The following is a 17,516-nucleotide window of genomic DNA, read 5'->3' as shown; positions in this document are numbered from 1 at the left end:
CTTCAATTTAGTTGTCATGCGCGCTTCCATCACCCCAGGTTCCCCCGAAACGACATCTACACGCCGTTACAACCATGCCGTGCCCACACCTATCGGCTGTTTGTGTTTTTAAAGAGCTTCGCTGCTGAGCAACGAGAGGTGCGCATTCTACGGATAATCGAAAGGCCGTCAATAGCTTTTCGAAAGAATCCTGAATATTTTTTGCTCCGCACCCATGCTGCCCCGATGCCACACGACAGACGTATAAAAATTTCCCGTTCGATCAGCGAACTACCGGCTCAACACTGACCGACGATGATCCTGCAGAATTTTCGCTTGCCGACCTGCGCCACCACGTTTGCACCCGCCGCAAGCAACAGGCCGCGATCAGATACCTTCTCGCCGTCGAGGCGTACACCGCCTTGCTCGATCATGCGCAGCGCCTCCGAAGTCGTTCCCGTGAGCCCAGCAGACTTCAGCGCCTGGGCGATCGGCAAACCGGATGGCGGCGCCTGAAGCATCACTTCCGGCAAATCATCCGGTACACCGCCTTGCCGGAACCGGGTTTCAAAGTCCTGGAGCGCTGCATCAGCCGCAGGCGCGCCGTGGAAGCGCGCAACGATCTCCTGGGCCAGCATCACTTTCGCATCGCGCGGATTGCGGCCTGCCCGAGTCTCTGTCTGCAGCGCTTCGATCTCGGCACTGCTGCGGAACGACAACAGCTCGAAGTAGCGCCACATCAGCGTATCGGACACCGACATCACTTTGCCGAAGATCTCGTTTGGGGGCTCTGATACGCCGATGTAGTTGCCAAGGGACTTGGACATCTTGTTGACGCCATCCAGCCCTTCAAGCAGCGGCATCATGAGTACAACCTGCTGCGGCTGTCCGTATTGTTTCTGGAGCTCGCGCCCCATCAGCAGGTTGAACTTCTGATCGGTCCCGCCGAGTTCCACATCGGCCTTCAATGCGACCGAGTCATAGCCTTGGCAAAGGGGATAAAGGAATTCGTGGATGGCAATCGGCTGATTGCCGGCATAGCGTTTCGCAAAATCGTCGCGCTCGAGCATTCTGGCCACCGTATGGCGCGAAGCGAGGCGGATCATGCCCTCGGCGCCGAGGTCGTTCATCCAGGTCGAATTGAACACGACCTCCATGCGCTCAGGGTCAAGAATCTTGCCGACCTGATCCTGATAGGTGCGCGCATTGGCAAGCACCTGTTCGCGGCTGAGCGGGGGCCGGGTCGCATTCTTGCCAGTCGGGTCACCGATCGAGCCGGTGAAGTCACCGATCAGAAACAGGATGTGATGACCAAGGTCCTGAAAATGCTTCAGCTTGTTCAGCAATACGGTGTGCCCAAGATGCAGGTCCGGTGCTGTAGGATCGAAGCCGGCCTTCACCCTCAGCGGGCGCCCGGACTTCAACTTCTCTACCAGATCAGCCTCGGGCAACAACTCTTCCACGCCACGCTTTATCCAGTGCAACGCTTGTTCGACATCTGACATGACTGTACTCCGGGTATCCAGAAACGCCGGTTGGCCCAGATCAGGCCAACCGGCATGCAAATCGCGCGATGGTATAGCAAGCGCAGGACCGCGCCGATGGCAAGGCTCATGAGGGAGCTGTTCGTCGGAATCATGTCGGGCACCAGCCTCGACGGAATTGATGCGGTACTGGTCGATTTTTCGGCTGAACGGCCTGCGCAGCTCGCGCATGCACACCAGCCCTACGCGAGCACGCTGCGCGATGAACTGACCGCACTGTGCGCGAGCGGGCCGGACGAAATACATCGGTCGCAACGCGCAGCCATTGCACTGGCCCATACCAGTGCCGAACTGGTTTCCGGACTGCTCGCCGCGGCCGGACTGTGTGCCGCAGACGTCAGCGCCATCGGCTGCCACGGCCAGACCGTCCGGCATATGCCGGACGACGGCTACACCTTGCAGATCAACGCACCTTCACTGCTGGCCGAACTTACAGGGATTGCCGTGGTCGCCGATTTCCGTACGCGCGATCTAGCGGCCGGCGGACAAGGCGCACCGCTCGTGCCAGCGTTCCACGCTCATGTTTTCTCCGATGCAACGCGGTCGCGCGTGGTACTGAACATCGGCGGCATGGCGAACGTGACGCTGCTGGCGCCGGGCGAGCCGGTGCGTGGATTTGATTGCGGCCCCGGCAACGTGCTGATGGACGGTTGGATCGCGCGCGCGCGGGAGCTACCCTACGATGCTGATGGCGAGTGGGCAGCAACCGGGAAGGTGGATCGGAAGCTGCTCGATGGGTTGCTGTCGCATCCGTTCTTCGCACGCCAGCCACCAAAGAGCTGTGGGCGCGAGCAGTTCAATCTCGATTGGCTGGATTCGCTGATGACGGGAAGCGAGCGCGCCGAGGACGTGCAGACCACCCTGGCGGAATTGACCGCAATGTCGGTGTGCCAGGCGCTGGCGTCCGCCGGTTTCAGCGCCGATGAGATCGCCGTGTGCGGCGGTGGCGCCTTGAACACGCATCTTGTGAACCGACTGCAGGCCCATACAAGAGCTCAAGTCATCAGCACCGCCCACTGGGGTGTCGCGCCGGGCAGCGTTGAATCGCTCGCGTTCGCTTGGCTTGCGCGGCGCACCTTGCGCGGCGAGCCTGGCAACGTACCGAACGTCACCGGTGCCCGCGGCCCCCGGATACTGGGCGCCGTATGGCCGGCCTAGAAACCAGCTTGCAAAATCAGACCGAGAAGGACGAGCCGCAACCGCAGGTCGATGTCGCGTTCGGATTCTTGATCACGAACTGAGCACCCTCGAGACCTTCACTGTAATCAATCTCTGCGCCAACCAGGTACTGGTAGCTCATCGGATCGATCAACAGCGTCACACCGTTCTTCTCAAGTGCAGTGTCGTCTTCGTTGGTCACTTCGTCGAACGTGAAGCCGTACTGGAAACCGGAGCATCCACCTCCCGACACGAAAACGCGCAGTTTCAGGTCAGGGTTGCCCTCCTCGAGGATCAGCTCCTGGACTTTGTTTGCCGCGCTGTCGGAAAAAAGCAGCGGCATCGGCATTTCGGTCATTGCATTCATGTTTCGTCACTCCAAGGTTTCTGCACTACAAGGCAGGTTCGTTCAACTCAACTTCCACTGGCCAATTTCAGCTCTATCGCACGCGGCGCTGCATTCTGATGTTCAAGCTGCCCCTTGACGATAGCACCAAGATGCACTTCCAGCCTGTTATAGACAACATCGCCGGAAATTCGTGCCTGCGGCTGCAGCTCGAGAAACTCGGACGATACGATGGGCCCGTTGACAACACCATTCACCATGGCGTGGGTCACGGATACAGCGCCTTCGATCCGCGCGTGCTCGCTCAGCACCAGTGTGCTGGATTCATCCCCGTCAGCTCGCACATTGCCCGCCACTTCACCATCAATGCGCAGGCCGCCCCGGAAATGAACGTCACCAACCACTCTGGTGCCCGCGCCGATCAGGCTGTCGATGCGGTTGCTGGGTTTCTTCGATTTCTTTCCGAACATGCCGTCCTCCGTGGGTTGCAGATTCAAACCGCGGCCGTCGCGCGCGCCCTGATCTGTCCGTCCTGAACAAAGCGGGCTTCAATCGACTTCAGTCGCGCGCCATCAGGCAGGGTAATCACCCCATCGACACGCTGGAAGTGCCTGAAGGCAACGCGATGCGATGCGTCGCCGGATTTGGGCGGAAATGTGATGTTAGCATCGTGACCCTGTTGGTCAATTGTCGCAACGATCTCGTAGGCCCCAAGTGCGTCCTGGTCGGGCTTGCCACCCTGGCGGATGATCAGCATGCGATAACGGTAGCGCCCCGCTTCCCCATCGGATTCGAGCACCAGTCGGTTGATCTTGAAACCCTGCTCGACGCCGGATGAACCGGCCAGACTTTCGAATACGAGCATATCTTCGCGCAGGCGGCTATTCTCGCTCTCCAGCGAGCGGATGCGGGACGTCAGCTGCTCCTGAGCGCTTCGCTCGATCTGCAACGTGCTATGCGCTGCATCGGCCTGCTGACGAATACCAGCCAGTTCGCGTTCCAGCATCGATACGCGTGCGCGGAGCGATCGTGCCTCCGACTGCATACCCGAAACGTCCAGACCCACCCAGCCGCGTCCAGCGTCAAAAATTACTTGCGCTAGCACAAGCGCAATCGCCACTACACCCGTGACCGCAAGCACCTTGAGATACCAGGGCGCGTGGGAACGCACCGCAACCTGCCGGGCTGCGATGCCGTGGCGCGAGCGCCAGCGACGCGCCTTTACGGCAAGACCGGTACGAGCTCTAGTCCACACGACTCATCAAACCCGAACATCAGATTCATGTTCTGCACCGCCTGCCCCGCAGCCCCCTTTACCAGATTGTCGATAACGCTGAGCACAACAACCGTATCGCCCCCTTGCGGGCGATGTACCGCGATGCGGCAAGTGTTGGACGCGCGAACCGAACGCGTCTCGGGATGACTGCCCGCCGGCAGGACGTCGACGAAGCGCTCGTAAGCGTAGCGCTCCTCAAACAGCGCCTGCAGGTCACAGCCCTTCGTCAGGCGGCCATACAGGGTGGCGTGAATGCCGCGAATCAGAGGCGTCAGATGCGGCACGAAGGTCAGGCCGATTTCTCTGCCGGCCACGTTCGACAGGCCCTGCCGGATTTCAGGGAGGTGGCGGTGTCCCGGGACCCCGTACGCCTTAAAATTATCCGATGATTCAGCAAAAAGCGTGTGCACTTCCGCCTTGCGCCCCGCACCGGACACGCCGGACTTGGCGTCGGCGATGAGGCCCTCGGAATCGATCACACCTGCTTCGATCAGTGGAATAAATCCGAGCTGCACGGCTGTCGGATAGCAACCAGGATTTGCGACGATACGTGCGGAACGGATCTGCGCCCTGTTGACCTCGGGCAGGCCATAGACTGCTTCAGCAAGGATGTCTGGGCAGGCATGCGGCATGCCGTACCATTTTTCCCAGACGGCCTCGTCCTTGAGCCGGAAGTCCGCAGCGAGGTCGATTACCTTCACCCCTGCCGCCAGCAGTGCCGGCACCTGCTGCATGGCAATGCCGTTCGGTGTGGCGAAGAACACCACATGGCAGTCTTCGAGCCCCGCCTCGACTGGGTCGGCAAAACGCAGATCGACATGCCCCCGCAGGCTTGGAAACATCTCGGAAACGAGTTTGCCCGCATCGCCGCGCGAGGTTATCGCCTTCAGTTCAACTTCTGGATGTCGCGCCAGCAGGCGCAGCAATTCGACACCCGTGTAACCCGTTCCACCGACGATACCAACCCGTATTGCCACCTCGATTCCCCTTTGAATGGATGCGGCGTGGAGCGATCTCGTAGCTCCGCATACGTCGCATGATGCCAGAAACGAAAAAGGCCGCTGTCGAGGCGGCCTTCTCCGGATGAGGCGACTGACGGATCAGCGCTTCGAAAATTGCTTGCGACGACGCGCCTTGTGGAAACCAACCTTCTTGCGCTCCACTTCACGTGCATCCCGCGTGACAAACCCCGCCTTGCTGAGTGCGGGCTTGAGCGTCGCATCATAGTCGATGAGCGCGCGGGTGATGCCGTGGCGAACCGCGCCAGCCTGGCCGGATTCTCCACCGCCGATAACGTTCACCATGATGTCAAACGTGCTCACATGCTCGGTCAGCTCAAGCGGCTGTCGGACGACCATTCGGCCGGTTTCGCGCGAAAAGAACTCGTCGACCGGCTTGTCATTTACGACGAAAGCGCCCTTGCCCGGACGGAGGAACACCCGGGCGACCGCAGTCTTGCGCCGTCCCGTGCCGTAGTAATAATCAACGTTGAAAGCCATGACCGGACCGTCCTCAGATATTCAGTGCTTTGGGTTGCTGCGCGGTGTGCGGATGATCCGTCCCCGCGTAGCACTTCAGCTTCTTGAGCATTGCGTAGCCAAGCGGCCCCTTCGGAAGCATCCCCTTGACTGCCTTCTCAAGAACACGCTCCGGGAAGCGCTGCTGCAGCTTCGTGAAATTCGTTTCGTAGATACCGCCGGGGTAACCCGAGTGGCGGTAGTACTTCTTGTCTTCTGCCTTGTTGCCCGTAACGCGCAGCTTCTCGACGTTCACAACAACAATGTAATCGCCCGTATCGACGTGCGGCGTGAATACAGGCTTGTGCTTGCCGCGCAGACGGCGTGCGATTTCGCTGGCCAGGCGCCCGAGCACCTTGTCAGAGGCATCGACGACATACCAGTCGCGCTCGACTTCGTGCGGCTTGGCTGAAAAGGTTTTCATCTCGAACGTCCCAATGATTTCGGGCCAGATCGCCCAAAAGCCGGCGAATATAGCCCGCGGAGTCAGGCGTGTCAATGCTCGACGCCTGAATAAAAAAAGCGCGACTCATTGAGTCGCGCTAAATCCACACCAAAGGAGGAGGGTGGAGGAGACACCTGCGGAGAAACGATCGCGGAGCTGCCGGCAGGCTCCACATGAACGATCGTTCTCGAAACTTGACCTGATTATTGTCCAGCCGACCCGCGTAAGCAAGAATTTTTTGCGTCGCACAAGTAATGTGACGCATCCGAAATATGGACCCATACTGACCCACGGCCGCAAATAACTATATTTTTCAATAATTTGCAGGCTAGCCACTCGTCAGCCAATGAATCATCCCTACTAAAATGCGGATTACTTCGCATTGCCACTCAACTCGTGCCGCGTTGCAACAATTCCGGCGCTCGCGGATTCATTGCGTCTGAGCATTACAATCTCTCGCTCTAACAGGAGATGGCGCAATGGAATGTGTCGTGAAGTGGCTGGACGGCGTGAGCTTCGTGGCCGAGACGGGCTCCGGCCACATGCTGAATATGGACGGCGCGCCGGAAGCCGGCGGTCGCAACATGGCACCGCGACCCATGGAACTGCTGCTCGCCGGCACCGGAGGCTGCACAGCCTTCGATGTCATGCTGATACTGAAGAAAAGTCGTCAGGCGGTCACTGGCTGTGAAGTGGAGCTCAAGGCAGACCGAGCACTCGAAGACCCCAAGGTATTCACCCGCATCGGGTTCCACTTCAAGATCAGTGGGCGGCAGCTGAAACCGGAAATGATCGAGCGCGCGATCCATCTGTCTGCCGAGAAGTACTGTTCGGCCTCCATCATGCTCGGCCAGACGGCGCGCATCGAACACACTTGGGAAATCATCGAAACGCCTGCCTGATCGCAGGCGCCGTCATACGTGGTAAGCGAGTCTGGTCATCACCGACGACGACGCACGCATCGCAGCCCGGACGGGCGCCGGCAGGTCTGCTGCGCCCAGCCTTTCCGCAAGGCGCGCGTGCTGGCGCTCGTCCTGCCGCATCTGTTCGAGCAGCCTCCAGGATTTCTGGTCAGCGGCCGGCAGTCGATCCAGATGCCCTTGCAGGTGCGCCTCGACCTGCCTTTCTGTCTCCATCAGGAAACCCAGATTCCACTTGTCGCCGACCAGTCCGGCGGTAACGCCCGCCAGCAACGCACCGCCATACCAGAGCGGATTCAGCAGGCTGGTCCGAGCACCGAGTTCCCCGATGCGTGACGCAGTCCAGCACAGATGTTCGGTCTCCTCGATGGCCGCCTGACGCAACGCATCGCGAACAGATGGATCGCGACATGTCAGCGCCTGCCCCTGATACAGCGCCTGGGCACAGATCTCGCCCACATGGTTGATGCGCATCAGAGCACCTACATGACGACGCTGGCCGTCGTCGAGATCCGGCTCCGGCAGTTCGGAACCCGGAATCGGGCGTGCGGTTCGTGCGGGTGCCGCCAGAGTGCGCAGCGCGCGATCAAGTTCGATGATCAGTCGATCCGGGAACATTCAGCGATAGCCCGTAAGTGGTGTACCGACGCGCGACTTGAAGCTGGCCGCCATCAACTCGATCGCCTGAGATGGCTTCTGCGGGCGATCGCCAGCACACACCAAACCATCGAACAAAGCATAGTGATAGGCGTTGAAGCGATTGCCGGTGTAGACCGGAGACCAGCGCACACTACGCGGAGTCACCCAGCCCGTTCCTGTCCTGAGGTAGGCGTACAGACGGCGCTCCGCCGTTGCGCAACGGATGCCCTCGACCGAAACAGTCTCTGCGCCACCCGCGGTCAGCACACGGGAAATGAAGCGCGTCACTTCGTCCTTGCCCACGCTGATACTCGCGCGTGCGACAAAATAGCGATTTCGCGTCTCGGAACCGACATGGAATTCGACCCAGTCCGTCGCCTCTGCAACATCGGGCAATGCGAAGTCGTCTTCCTTCAGTTCGCCCGGTTCGCCGGCTTCCTCTCCGCGATAGGGCTCCGGTTTCTGCCAGTCGGTGATCTGCGCACCTGCGCCGGTCATCCAGAAGCACAGCAACAACGCCGCAGCATGACGTCCGGCGGCTGGAGGAGGTTTGATCGACATATGAGCAGTTGAGGGTCCTTGGTTGATGCAGGTTCCGCAACTTGCTGCAGAACCTGCACGGCCCGGACGAAATTCGACGCGCTCAAGGCGTCGGGGAAACAGAGTCCGGGCGTGAATCGTCCGGAAGCGGCGCAGCCTTGTGTTCCTCGTCGTCGCCATGACTCGAGCAGCCTTTCGCGCGGGCGTTCCGGAAGGCCAGCCGCGCCAGTTCAGTCAGCGCCTGCTGATAGACCTGCCGCTTGAATTCGATGACCGAATCCAGCGGAATCCAGTAATCGTGCCATCGCCATGCGTCAAATTCGGGATGATCGGTCGCGCGCAGGCAGACGTCGCAATCGCGGCCCACCATGCGCAACAGATACCAGATCTGCTTCTGGCCGCGGTACGCACTGCGCCATTCGCGCCGCACCCAGTTGCGCGGCACGTCATAGCGCAGCCAGTCGCGGGTGCGCCCGACGATACGCACATGCTGCGGACGTAGCCCCAACTCTTCCCAGAGCTCGCGGTACATCGCCTGCTCGGGCGATTCACCGTGGTTGATGCCTCCTTGTGGAAACTGCCAGGCGTGTTCGCCTATGCGCTTTCCCCAGAAGACCTCATTGCGCCCGTTGATGAGGATGATGCCGACGTTCGGGCGATACCCTTCCCGGTCGAGCATGACTGAACCTGCCTGATGAAATTTTTGTGGATTCTTCCACAATTCGTCACCGAATTGAAGCAAAGGTCGCCGCTTCAGCCTATCGGTGCCAAGCGGCTAGAATTGCAGGTTGGCCACTTAACCATTCCCGGGTTCGCGAACTTCATGCACGCCAGCAAATTCTTCATTTCCACACTCAAGGAAGCCCCCTCGGACGCCGAGGTCGTTTCGCACAAGCTTATGACCCGCGCCGGCATGATCCGCAAGCTCGCTGGCGGCATCTACAACTACATGCCGATGGGGCTGCGGGTCATCCGGAAGATCGAAGGCATCATCCGCGACGAAATGAACAAGGCCGGCGCGATCGAGCTGCTGATGCCGCTGATTCAGCCAGCCGAGCTCTGGCAGGAGACCGGGCGCTGGGAGAAGATGGGGCCGGAAATGCTGCGCGTGAAGGACCGGCACGACCGCGACTTCATCATCCAGCCGACTTCGGAAGAAGTGGTGACCGATATCGCGCGGGCCGAAATCCACAGTTGGCGCCAGCTGCCGAAGAATTTCTATCACATCCAGACCAAATTCCGCGATGAGCGCCGGCCGCGCTTCGGCGTGATGCGCGGACGCGAATTCACGATGAAGGATGCTTATTCGTTCGATCGTGACGACGACGCGGCCGGCCGCAGCTACGACATCATGTTCGATGCCTATCTGCGCATCTTCAACCGGCTCGGCTTGCAGTTTCGCGCGGTTGCCGCAGACACCGGCGCCATCGGCGGCTCGCGCAGCCACGAATTCCAGGTGATCGCCGACACCGGCGAAGACCTGATCGCCTGGTGCCCCGATTCCGACTACGCCGCCAACATAGAACTGGCGCATGCCGTGTCGCTGATCCCGCAACGTGGCGTGGCGACGCAGGTGATGGCCGTAACACCGACGCCCGGCACGACGCGGTGCGAGGATGTTTCGGCGTTGCTCGGCATCCCGCTGGCGTCGACCGTCAAGTCCATCGTGCTTGCGGCCGAAAAGGAAGGCAGGACCGAACTGTGGCTGCTCATGTTGCGCGGGGATCACGAACTGAATGAAGTGAAGGCGTCGAAGCTGGCAGGCCTCAAGGACGGATTCCGCTTTGCGTCCGAAGCGGAGATCGTCGAGCACTTCGGCTGCGTACCGGGCTATCTCGGGCCGATCGGCCTGAAGAAGCCGGTGCGCGTCGTGGCCGACCTGACGGTCGCCAACATGAACGACTTCGTCACCGGCGCCAACCAGCCGAACGCCCACCTGACCGGTGTTAACTGGGGCCGCGACCTGCCGGAACCCGAAGCGGTCGCCGACCTGCGCAACGTGGTTGAAGGCGATCCGTCACCGGACGGCAAGGGTGTGCTGGCCATCCAGCGCGGCATCGAGGTCGGCCACGTGTTTTTCCTCGGCACCAAGTACTCGGAAGCGATGAACTGCACCTATCTCGACGAAACCGGCAAGCCACGCACCATGGTGATGGGTTGCTACGGCATCGGCGTGACACGTCTGGTCGGCGCAGCGATCGAACAGAACCACGACGAGCGCGGCATCATCTGGCCGCAGACGATCGCCCCGTTCGAAGTCGTGATCTGCCCGGTCGGCTGGAGCAAGTCCGACGCCGTACGCGGCGCGGCGCAGTCGCTTTATTGCGAACTGGTCGAAAAGGGCTTCGACGTCATCCTCGACGATCGCGACGAGCGCCCGGGCGTGATGTTCGCCGATTGGGAGCTGATAGGCGTGCCGCACCGCATCACGGTCGGCGAGCGCGGCCTGAAAGAGGGGTTGGTCGAGTACCAGCACCGGCGCGAGGGCGTGGTGCTCAAAGTGGCGCCGGACGCCGTGTCCGGACTACTGGGCGCCCCTGCGGGACACTGATGAGACGCGCTCAGCTCGCCTGCTTCGCCCTGCTGCTCGCTTTGCTGACGGGCGGCGCGACCGCGTCTCAGCAGTACGAGCCGCTGGCCGACAGCGTGCGCGCGGCGCTGCACCGGGCAATCAGTGACCGACCGGCACCGGAGTCAGCCGGCGGCGCGTCGGCCGAACGTCAGCTGTGGCTGAACACGATGTCCGAGCGGCTGACCAAGCGCATGCCGGACGAAGCCGGGCGCATGGAATTCCTGAAGGCGGTGCATTACGAGGCAACACGGGCCGGACTCGACCCGCAGCTTGTGCTCGGCTTGATCCAGGTGGAAAGCGGCTTTCGCAAATACGCGGTGTCGAGCGCCGGTGCGCGCGGCTACATGCAGGTCATGCCGTTCTGGGTGAAGCTGATCGGCAACGAGGAAAGCAACCTGTTCCACCTGCGCACCAACCTGCGCTTCGGCTGCACGATCCTGCGCCACTATCTCGACATCGAGAAGGGCAACCTGTTCAGGGCGCTCGGACGCTACAACGGCAGCCTGGGCAAGGCCGAATACCCGAATCTTGTGCGCGGCGCGTGGGAGCGTCACTGGTCCTGGCCCGGCTTGAGTGCCAGCAATCCCTGAACCCGGTCAGCGCAATGGCTCCGAGAGCAATCGCCATTCGGTGACCTGAGCCACCAGTTCGGCCAGCGAATCGACCTTCATCTTGGTCATCACACGCGCGCGGTGCTGCTCCACTGTCTTCGTGCTGATGCCGAGATCGACTGCGATCTCCGCGTTCTGACGCCCATCCATGACGCGTTCGAGCACTTCGCGCTCGCGCGCGGTCAGAGTTCCCAAATGTTGTCCGACCGCATTAAGGCGGCTGCGCCGGCCGCGCTGCGCACTGTGGATGGCGATCGCTTCATTCACCCGTTCGCGCAATTGCACCGGATCGACCGGCTTGAGCAGGAAATCCAGCGCGCCGCCACGCACCGCCTGAACAGCCTGGTGCACCTCGCAGGGGCCCGACACGAACACGATCAGGGCGCGGCTGCCGATGGCGCGCAGACTGGACTGCAACTCGACGCCGGCGATGTCCCGCAAGGTCGCGCTGACCACCAGGCAAGCCGCGCGTGCGATGGCACTGCGGTTCTGCAGCAGCGAACCGGCGCCGGCAAACACCTGCACATCGATCTCCGGTCCTTCAAGCGCTTCCGCCAGCGCGCGGCGGGCGCGCTCGTCGTCATCGACGACACATACCAGCTCGCGAACCACGGCGACCGGCTCCGCGCGCTCAGCGCATGCCCGGGAGCATGCCCTTCATGCTGCGCATCATTTTCTGCATGCCCCCCTTGGAGAACTGCTTCATCATTTTCTGCGTCTGTTCGAACTGGTTCAGCAACCGGTTCACCTCCTGCACCGATGTACCGGAACCCGCTGCGATGCGCCGTTTGCGACTTGCCTTGATCAGTTCGGGCTTGGTACGTTCGGACGGCGTCATGGAATTGATGATGCCTTCGATGCGCCGGATGGCCTTGTCGTCCTGGCCACCCTGCATCTGCTGGGCGGCACTAGCGAATTGCGCCGGCAGCTTGTCCATCAGCGCCGACAGGCCACCCATCTTGCGCATCTGCGCGATCTGCTGCTTGAAGTCATTGAGATCGAAGCCTTTGCCGCTTTTCAGCTTCTGCGCCAGATCGCGCGCCTGATCCTCGTCGACCTGACGGCGCGCGTCTTCGACGAGACCGAGGATGTCACCCATGCCGAGAATGCGGGACGCCATGCGCTGCGGATGAAACTCCTCCAGTCCGGTCAGCTTTTCGCCGACGCCGGCGAACTTCAGCGGCGCACCGGTCACATGGCGCACCGACAGCGCTGCGCCACCGCGCGCATCGCCATCAAGCTTGGTCAGCACGACGCCGGTCAGCGGCAGCGCATCCTTGAACGCCTTGGCGGTATTGACCGCATCCTGACCCAACATGGCGTCGACAACGAACAGCGTTTCGATCGGTTTGATCGCCTCGTGCAGCGCGCGGATCTCATCCATCATCGGCTGGTCGACCGCCAATCGGCCAGCGGTGTCGACCAGTAGCACATCGAAGTAACGGGTTTTCGCGAATTCGACCGCCGCGCGCGCGATGTCAACCGGTTTCTGGTCCGGCGTCGACGGGAAGAACTCTGCGCCGGCCTGGCCGGTCACCGTGCGCAACTGCTCGATGGCGGCCGGGCGATAGACGTCGCACGACACCGTCAGCACCTTCTTCTTCTGCGTCTCCTTCAACCACTTGGCCAGCTTGCCGACTGTCGTCGTCTTGCCGGCGCCCTGAAGGCCGGCCATCAACACGATGGCAGGTGGCTGGGTAGCGAAGTTCAGACCGACCGAGGCGCCGCCCATCAGCGCGGTGAGCTCGTCATGGACGACGCCGATCAGCGCCTGGCCGGGGGTGAGCGATCCGACCACTTCCTGACCGACCGCCTTTTCGCGGATCTTCGCGACGAGGTCTTTCACGACAGGGAGCGCAACGTCGGCTTCAAGCAGGGCCATGCGCACCTCGCGCAGCATGTCTGCAATGTTCTCGTCGGTCAGACGAGCCTGACCGCGCAGCGTCTTGACGACCTTGGCAAGCCGTTGGGTGAGGTTGTCTAGCATGTCGGGGCGGCCTGCGCCTTGGGTTAAACTGGGAGCAATGATTCTAATCGAACTGCTCCCCTCCGCCCTGTACGCCGCACTGGCGCTTTGGCTTGCCCTCCCTGCCATGCTGGCCCGGGTACTGCCGGCACCGGGGAGTAGCACGCGCACCGCGGCGCTGGCCTTCGCGCTTGTGGTGCATGGCATGGTGCTGTCGAACCAACTATTCCCGGACGGCCAGATGCGGTTCGGCGCGGCCGACGCGCTCGCCGTGATGACCTGGCTGGCGCTGGTTTTCTATTGGGTGGAAAGCCTGTCGTCGCGCCTGGATGGCCTGCACACACTGGCGCTGCCGGTCGCTGCGGTGTGCGCCGCGATTCCGGTCATCTGGCCGGACCGTCACGCGATCGGCAATGCCGACAACCTGCTGTTCCGCACCCATTTCGTCATGGCGATGACCGCCTACAGCCTGTTTACGCTGGCAGCCCTGCACGCGATGCTGATGTCGGCGGTCGAGCGCAGCCTGCACAAGGGCCGCCTGACCCGACTGCTCGATAACATGCCGCCGCTCCTGGTGATGGAAGGCCTGCTGTTCAGGCTCATTACCGTGGCCTTCGTATTGCTCAGTGCAACACTGGTCAGCGGCATCGTGTTTTCGGAACAGGTATTCGGCAAGCCGCTGACCTTCAACCACAAGACCTTCTTCGCGATCCTTTCCTGGGTGCTGTTCGGCATCCTGCTGGCCGGGCGGCACTTCCGTGGCTGGCGCGGCCGGCTCGCGCTGCGCTGGACGCTGGGCGGCTTCTTCGTACTGCTGCTCGCCTATATCGGTACGCGCTTCGTGCTCGAGGTCGTGCTCGGCCGTACCTGAGCGATGGATTCGATCCCTCTGTCCAGCCAGTTCGTGGCGCTGGCCGTACTGCTGGTGCTGTCGGGCTTCTTCTCGATGGCCGAGACCGCGATGATGGCGTCCAACCGCTACCGGCTGAAGGCGGCGGCCCAGGGTGGCTCGCGCGGCGCACAACATGCGCTCGACCTTCTGGCACAGACCGACAAGCTGCTCGGCGTCATCCTGCTGTTCAACAACCTGGTCAATGCCGCCGCCGCCACGCTGACCGGAGTGATCGTGATCGGCCTGTTCGGCGAAGGCGAGCTGACGCTCGCGTTCGGCACGTTGCTGATCACCTTCCTCATCCTGGTGTTTTCCGAGATCACGCCCAAGGTGGTCGGCGCGGGCTACGCCAATTCGATCGCCCCGGTGGTCGCGTTCGTGCTCAAGCCGTTGTTGAAGGTGTTCTATCCAGTCATCTGGTCGGTCAATCTGCTCGTTTCGGGCATCCTGCGCATCACCCGCCTGAACCCGGGCGACCAGGAAGAAGGTCACGCGCTGTCGGCGGACGAACTGCGCGCGCTGATGACCGAATCCGGCCACTTCATTCCCGCTGCACACCGGCGCATCCTGATCAACCTGTTCGAGCTGGAAGACGTGACGGTCGAGGACGTGATGACCCCGCGCAACCAGATCGAGGCGATCGACCTCGAACAGCCGCTGCCGGACATCCAGCACCAGATTGCCACCAGCCACCACGGCCGGGTACCGGTCTATGTCGGCGAACTGGACCGGGTGCTCGGAGTGCTGCCGCAGAGGCGGGTGGTCAGCGCACTGTCGGCGGGTGAACTCGACAAGGACGAAATCCGTGCGCTGCTGACCAAGCCCTACTTCGTACCGTCGGCGACGCCGCTATACAGCCAGCTGCAGTTCTTCCAGGAGAACCGGCAGCGCCTGGCGCTGGTGGTAAACGAATATGGCGAGGTCGAAGGACTGGTCACCCTTGAGGACATCATCGAGGAAATTGTGGGCAAGTTCACCACCGGCCAGCCAGGGAGCGCACTCTCGCTGGCCTGGGCGGACGGCAGCGTCATCGTCGATGGCAGCCGCAGCCTGCGCGAACTGAATGGCAAGCTTGGGCTCAACCTCCCGCTTCAGGGGCCGAAAACACTGAATGGGCTGTTGCTCGATCATTTGCAGGACATCCCTGAATCCGGCCTTTCGGTTCGGATCGATAATGTGACGATGGAAATACTGCATACCGAAGACCGAATGGTGCGCAGCGTGCGCCTGTTCAAACCGGTCGACGAATCGAAACGTTGAAACGGCGTTGAAACGCCAGAAACCGTTTACAGATCAAGCCTGAATCGTCATCATCAAAGGCGATTTATCAACTTTCGAAGAACACGTCTCCGACTCCGATCATGGCCGCTACAGCAAAAAGCTCCCTGTCAGGTCTGGCGCGCGCGCTGGCTCAGCACGGCCGCCTGACCGAGACGGAAGCCAGCACGCTGACACGTGAAGGCGACCAGTCGGGGGCCGGTTTCGTCGCCCAGCTCGTGGCGAGCGGCAAGATGTCGGCACGTGATGCGGCCGTGTTTGCATCGGAAACCTTCGGCTATCCGCTGCTGGACCTGACTCAGTACGACCCCGACCAGTTCGCTACCGACGCGATCGACAAGAAGCTGATGCGCACGCATCGCGTGCTGGCGCTCAAGAAGCGCGCCAACCGGCTGGCTGTGGCGATCGCCGACCCCTCCAATCTGCGCGCCATCGATGAAGTCCGCTTCCAGACCGGCCTTGCCGTCGATCCGGTTGTCGTGGAAACGGACAAGCTGTTTGCCCTGGTCGACAAGTTGTCTGAATCGGTCGAAAAGACGCTGGAATCACTCTCTTCGGCCGACTTCGACTTCGAAGGTGAAATGGCGCCGGACGAGGACGCCGCAAGCAATGACACTGGCGCCATCGAAATCGACGACGCGCCGGTGGTGCGTTTCATCCAGAAGATCCTGCTTGACGCGATCAATGAGGGCGCGTCCGACGTCCACTTCGAGCCGTACGAAAAGTACTACCGCATCCGCTACCGCACCGACGGCGTACTGCGCGAAATCACCCAGCCGCCGCTGGTGCTGCGCGAGAAGATCGCGTCACGCATCAAGGTCATTTCCAGGCTCGACATTTCGGAAAAGCGGGTCCCGCAGGACGGACGGATGAAATTTGTGCTGTCCAAGACGCGCGCCATCGACTTCCGGGTCAGCACACTGCCGACGCTGCATGGCGAGAAGATCGTCATGCGGATTCTCGACCCCAGTTCAGCCATGCTGGGCATCGACGCGCTCGGATACGAGCCTCCGCAGCGTGCGGCGCTGATGCATGCGATCGGGCGTCCGTACGGCATGATTCTGGTCACCGGGCCGACCGGTTCGGGCAAGACCGTGTCGCTCTACACCTGCCTGAACATACTGAATCAGGCCGGCGTGAACATTTCGACCGCGGAAGATCCGGCCGAAATCAACCTGCCGGGCGTCAATCAGGTCAATGTGAATGACAAGGCCGGCCTGACTTTCGCTGCGGCGCTCAAATCCTTCCTGCGGCAGGATCCGGACGTGATCATGGTCGGCGAAATCCGCGACCTCGAAACAGCCGAAATTTCGATCAAGGCCGCCCAGACCGGTCACCTCGTGCTGTCGACGCTGCACACGAACGACGCGCCGACCACGCTCGACCGCATGCGCAACATGGGCATTGCAGCATTCAATATTGCATCGAGCGTCATATTGATCACTGCACAGCGCCTCGCACGACGCCTATGCTCCTGCAAGCAACCGATGGACATTCCGGTCGAAGCCCTGCTCGAAGCCGGCTTCACCGAGGAAGAACTCGACGGCAGCTGGCAACCCTACGGCCCGGTTGGCTGCGAGCGCTGCAAGGACAGTGGCTACAAGGGCCGGGTAGGCATCTACCAGGTGATGCCGATCTCGGATGAGATTGCGCATATCATCATGACCAATGGCAACTCGATCGACATTGCGCAGCAGGCCCGGCGTGACGGCGTGAGGGATTTGCGGCAATCGGGTCTGCTGAAGGTCAAGCAGGGTGTGACCTCGCTGGCGGAAGTGCTTGCCTGCACCAATGAATGAACGGTCGCGGCACCTCCGCCGCGCCAGCATGAGC

Annotated in this window: 20 protein-coding genes; 8 read left to right on the top strand and 12 right to left on the bottom strand. The window is 61.5% G+C overall.

Features of this window, described 5'->3' with window-relative positions:
- On the top strand, positions 1 to 288 hold a 288-nt coding region (locus tag NMQ16_RS16325), incomplete at its 5' end, for a hypothetical protein (RefSeq protein WP_257081954.1).
- Here NMQ16_RS16325 and tyrS read toward each other — a convergent pair.
- The gene (gene tyrS / locus NMQ16_RS16320) at positions 279 to 1,484 is read right to left on the bottom strand and encodes a tyrosine--tRNA ligase (RefSeq protein ID WP_257081952.1); all 1,206 of its coding nucleotides are present in this window, start codon (positions 1,482 to 1,484) and stop codon (positions 279 to 281) included. The genes NMQ16_RS16325 and tyrS overlap by 10 nt on opposite strands.
- A gap of 30 nt (positions 1,485 to 1,514) precedes the next feature.
- Here tyrS and NMQ16_RS16315 point away from each other — a divergent pair, with 30 nt between their 5' ends.
- Complete coding sequence (locus tag NMQ16_RS16315) at positions 1,515 to 2,681, top strand: anhydro-N-acetylmuramic acid kinase (RefSeq protein ID WP_306441873.1); 1,167 nt, start codon at positions 1,515 to 1,517, stop codon at positions 2,679 to 2,681.
- Positions 2,682 to 2,697: 16 nt separating this feature from the next.
- Here NMQ16_RS16315 and erpA read toward each other — a convergent pair whose 3' ends face one another.
- The 6 genes from erpA to rplM form a co-directional block, all read right to left on the bottom strand.
- Positions 2,698 to 3,048: an iron-sulfur cluster insertion protein ErpA gene (gene erpA, locus NMQ16_RS16310; RefSeq protein ID WP_257081951.1), complete on the bottom strand. Its 351-nt coding sequence runs from the start codon at positions 3,046 to 3,048 to the stop codon at positions 2,698 to 2,700.
- A 47-nt stretch (positions 3,049 to 3,095) separates the two neighbouring features.
- Entirely contained in the window at positions 3,096 to 3,497 is a 402-nt protein-coding gene (locus NMQ16_RS16305; RefSeq protein ID WP_083223953.1) for a polymer-forming cytoskeletal protein, read from the bottom strand.
- A 23-nt stretch (positions 3,498 to 3,520) separates the two neighbouring features.
- The gene (locus NMQ16_RS16300) at positions 3,521 to 4,033 is read right to left on the bottom strand and encodes a DUF6776 family protein (protein ID WP_257081950.1); all 513 of its coding nucleotides are present in this window, start codon (positions 4,031 to 4,033) and stop codon (positions 3,521 to 3,523) included.
- A gap of 215 nt (positions 4,034 to 4,248) precedes the next feature.
- The gene (gene argC / locus NMQ16_RS16295) at positions 4,249 to 5,280 is read right to left on the bottom strand and encodes an N-acetyl-gamma-glutamyl-phosphate reductase (protein WP_257081948.1); all 1,032 of its coding nucleotides are present in this window, start codon (positions 5,278 to 5,280) and stop codon (positions 4,249 to 4,251) included.
- Between the two features lie 123 nt (positions 5,281 to 5,403).
- Positions 5,404 to 5,802, bottom strand: a complete 399-nt coding sequence (rpsI, locus tag NMQ16_RS16290; RefSeq protein WP_069038505.1) for a 30S ribosomal protein S9 — start codon at positions 5,800 to 5,802, stop codon at positions 5,404 to 5,406.
- A 13-nt stretch (positions 5,803 to 5,815) separates the two neighbouring features.
- Complete coding sequence (rplM, locus tag NMQ16_RS16285; RefSeq protein ID WP_069038506.1) at positions 5,816 to 6,244, bottom strand: 50S ribosomal protein L13; 429 nt, start codon at positions 6,242 to 6,244, stop codon at positions 5,816 to 5,818.
- A 500-nt stretch (positions 6,245 to 6,744) separates the two neighbouring features.
- On the opposite strand from rplM, the gene NMQ16_RS16280 reads away from it, so the two are divergent.
- On the top strand, positions 6,745 to 7,167 hold the full coding sequence (locus NMQ16_RS16280; protein WP_257081947.1) for an OsmC family protein: 423 nt from the start codon (positions 6,745 to 6,747) through the stop codon (positions 7,165 to 7,167).
- A gap of 12 nt (positions 7,168 to 7,179) precedes the next feature.
- Here NMQ16_RS16280 and coq7 read toward each other — a convergent pair whose 3' ends face one another.
- The 3 genes from coq7 to NMQ16_RS16265 form a co-directional block, all read right to left on the bottom strand.
- Positions 7,180 to 7,803 carry a 2-polyprenyl-3-methyl-6-methoxy-1,4-benzoquinone monooxygenase gene (coq7, locus tag NMQ16_RS16275; RefSeq protein ID WP_257081946.1) on the bottom strand — a complete coding sequence of 208 codons (624 nt, stop codon included), beginning with the start codon at positions 7,801 to 7,803 and terminating at the stop codon, positions 7,180 to 7,182.
- Complete coding sequence (locus NMQ16_RS16270; RefSeq protein WP_257081945.1) at positions 7,804 to 8,322, bottom strand: CNP1-like family protein; 519 nt, start codon at positions 8,320 to 8,322, stop codon at positions 7,804 to 7,806.
- Positions 8,323 to 8,467: 145 nt separating this feature from the next.
- The gene (locus tag NMQ16_RS16265; RefSeq protein ID WP_257081960.1) at positions 8,468 to 9,043 is read right to left on the bottom strand and encodes an RNA pyrophosphohydrolase; all 576 of its coding nucleotides are present in this window, start codon (positions 9,041 to 9,043) and stop codon (positions 8,468 to 8,470) included.
- A 144-nt stretch (positions 9,044 to 9,187) separates the two neighbouring features.
- Here NMQ16_RS16265 and NMQ16_RS16260 point away from each other — a divergent pair, with 144 nt between their 5' ends.
- Positions 9,188 to 10,915: a proline--tRNA ligase gene (locus NMQ16_RS16260; protein ID WP_257081944.1), complete on the top strand. Its 1,728-nt coding sequence runs from the start codon at positions 9,188 to 9,190 to the stop codon at positions 10,913 to 10,915.
- Complete coding sequence (locus NMQ16_RS16255; protein WP_257081943.1) at positions 10,915 to 11,526, top strand: lytic transglycosylase domain-containing protein; 612 nt, start codon at positions 10,915 to 10,917, stop codon at positions 11,524 to 11,526. Before NMQ16_RS16260 ends, NMQ16_RS16255 begins: the two co-directional genes overlap by 1 nt.
- 6 nt (positions 11,527 to 11,532) lie before the next feature.
- Here NMQ16_RS16255 and NMQ16_RS16250 read toward each other — a convergent pair whose 3' ends face one another.
- The gene (locus tag NMQ16_RS16250; protein WP_257081942.1) at positions 11,533 to 12,159 is read right to left on the bottom strand and encodes a LuxR C-terminal-related transcriptional regulator; all 627 of its coding nucleotides are present in this window, start codon (positions 12,157 to 12,159) and stop codon (positions 11,533 to 11,535) included.
- Between the two features lie 19 nt (positions 12,160 to 12,178).
- The gene (gene ffh, locus NMQ16_RS16245; protein ID WP_257081941.1) at positions 12,179 to 13,534 is read right to left on the bottom strand and encodes a signal recognition particle protein; all 1,356 of its coding nucleotides are present in this window, start codon (positions 13,532 to 13,534) and stop codon (positions 12,179 to 12,181) included.
- Positions 13,535 to 13,571: 37 nt separating this feature from the next.
- Between ffh and NMQ16_RS16240 the strand changes: the two genes are divergently transcribed.
- The 3 genes from NMQ16_RS16240 (at position 13,572) to pilB (ending at position 17,482) form a co-directional block, all read left to right on the top strand.
- Positions 13,572 to 14,384, top strand: coding sequence for an inner membrane protein YpjD (locus NMQ16_RS16240; protein ID WP_257081940.1), 813 nt, complete (start codon positions 13,572 to 13,574; stop codon positions 14,382 to 14,384).
- 3 nt (positions 14,385 to 14,387) lie between these two features.
- The gene (locus NMQ16_RS16235; protein WP_257081939.1) at positions 14,388 to 15,665 is read left to right on the top strand and encodes an HlyC/CorC family transporter; all 1,278 of its coding nucleotides are present in this window, start codon (positions 14,388 to 14,390) and stop codon (positions 15,663 to 15,665) included.
- A 101-nt stretch (positions 15,666 to 15,766) separates the two neighbouring features.
- The gene (gene pilB / locus NMQ16_RS16230) at positions 15,767 to 17,482 is read left to right on the top strand and encodes a type IV-A pilus assembly ATPase PilB (RefSeq protein WP_257081938.1); all 1,716 of its coding nucleotides are present in this window, start codon (positions 15,767 to 15,769) and stop codon (positions 17,480 to 17,482) included.
- The last annotated feature ends 34 nt before the right edge of the window (positions 17,483 to 17,516 follow it).

This window comes from Methyloversatilis sp. XJ19-49, from assembly GCF_024580145.1.
In the GTDB taxonomy this organism is placed as follows: domain Bacteria; phylum Pseudomonadota; class Gammaproteobacteria; order Burkholderiales; family Rhodocyclaceae; genus Methyloversatilis.
This window is presented reverse-complemented; position numbering and strand designations above follow the sequence as displayed.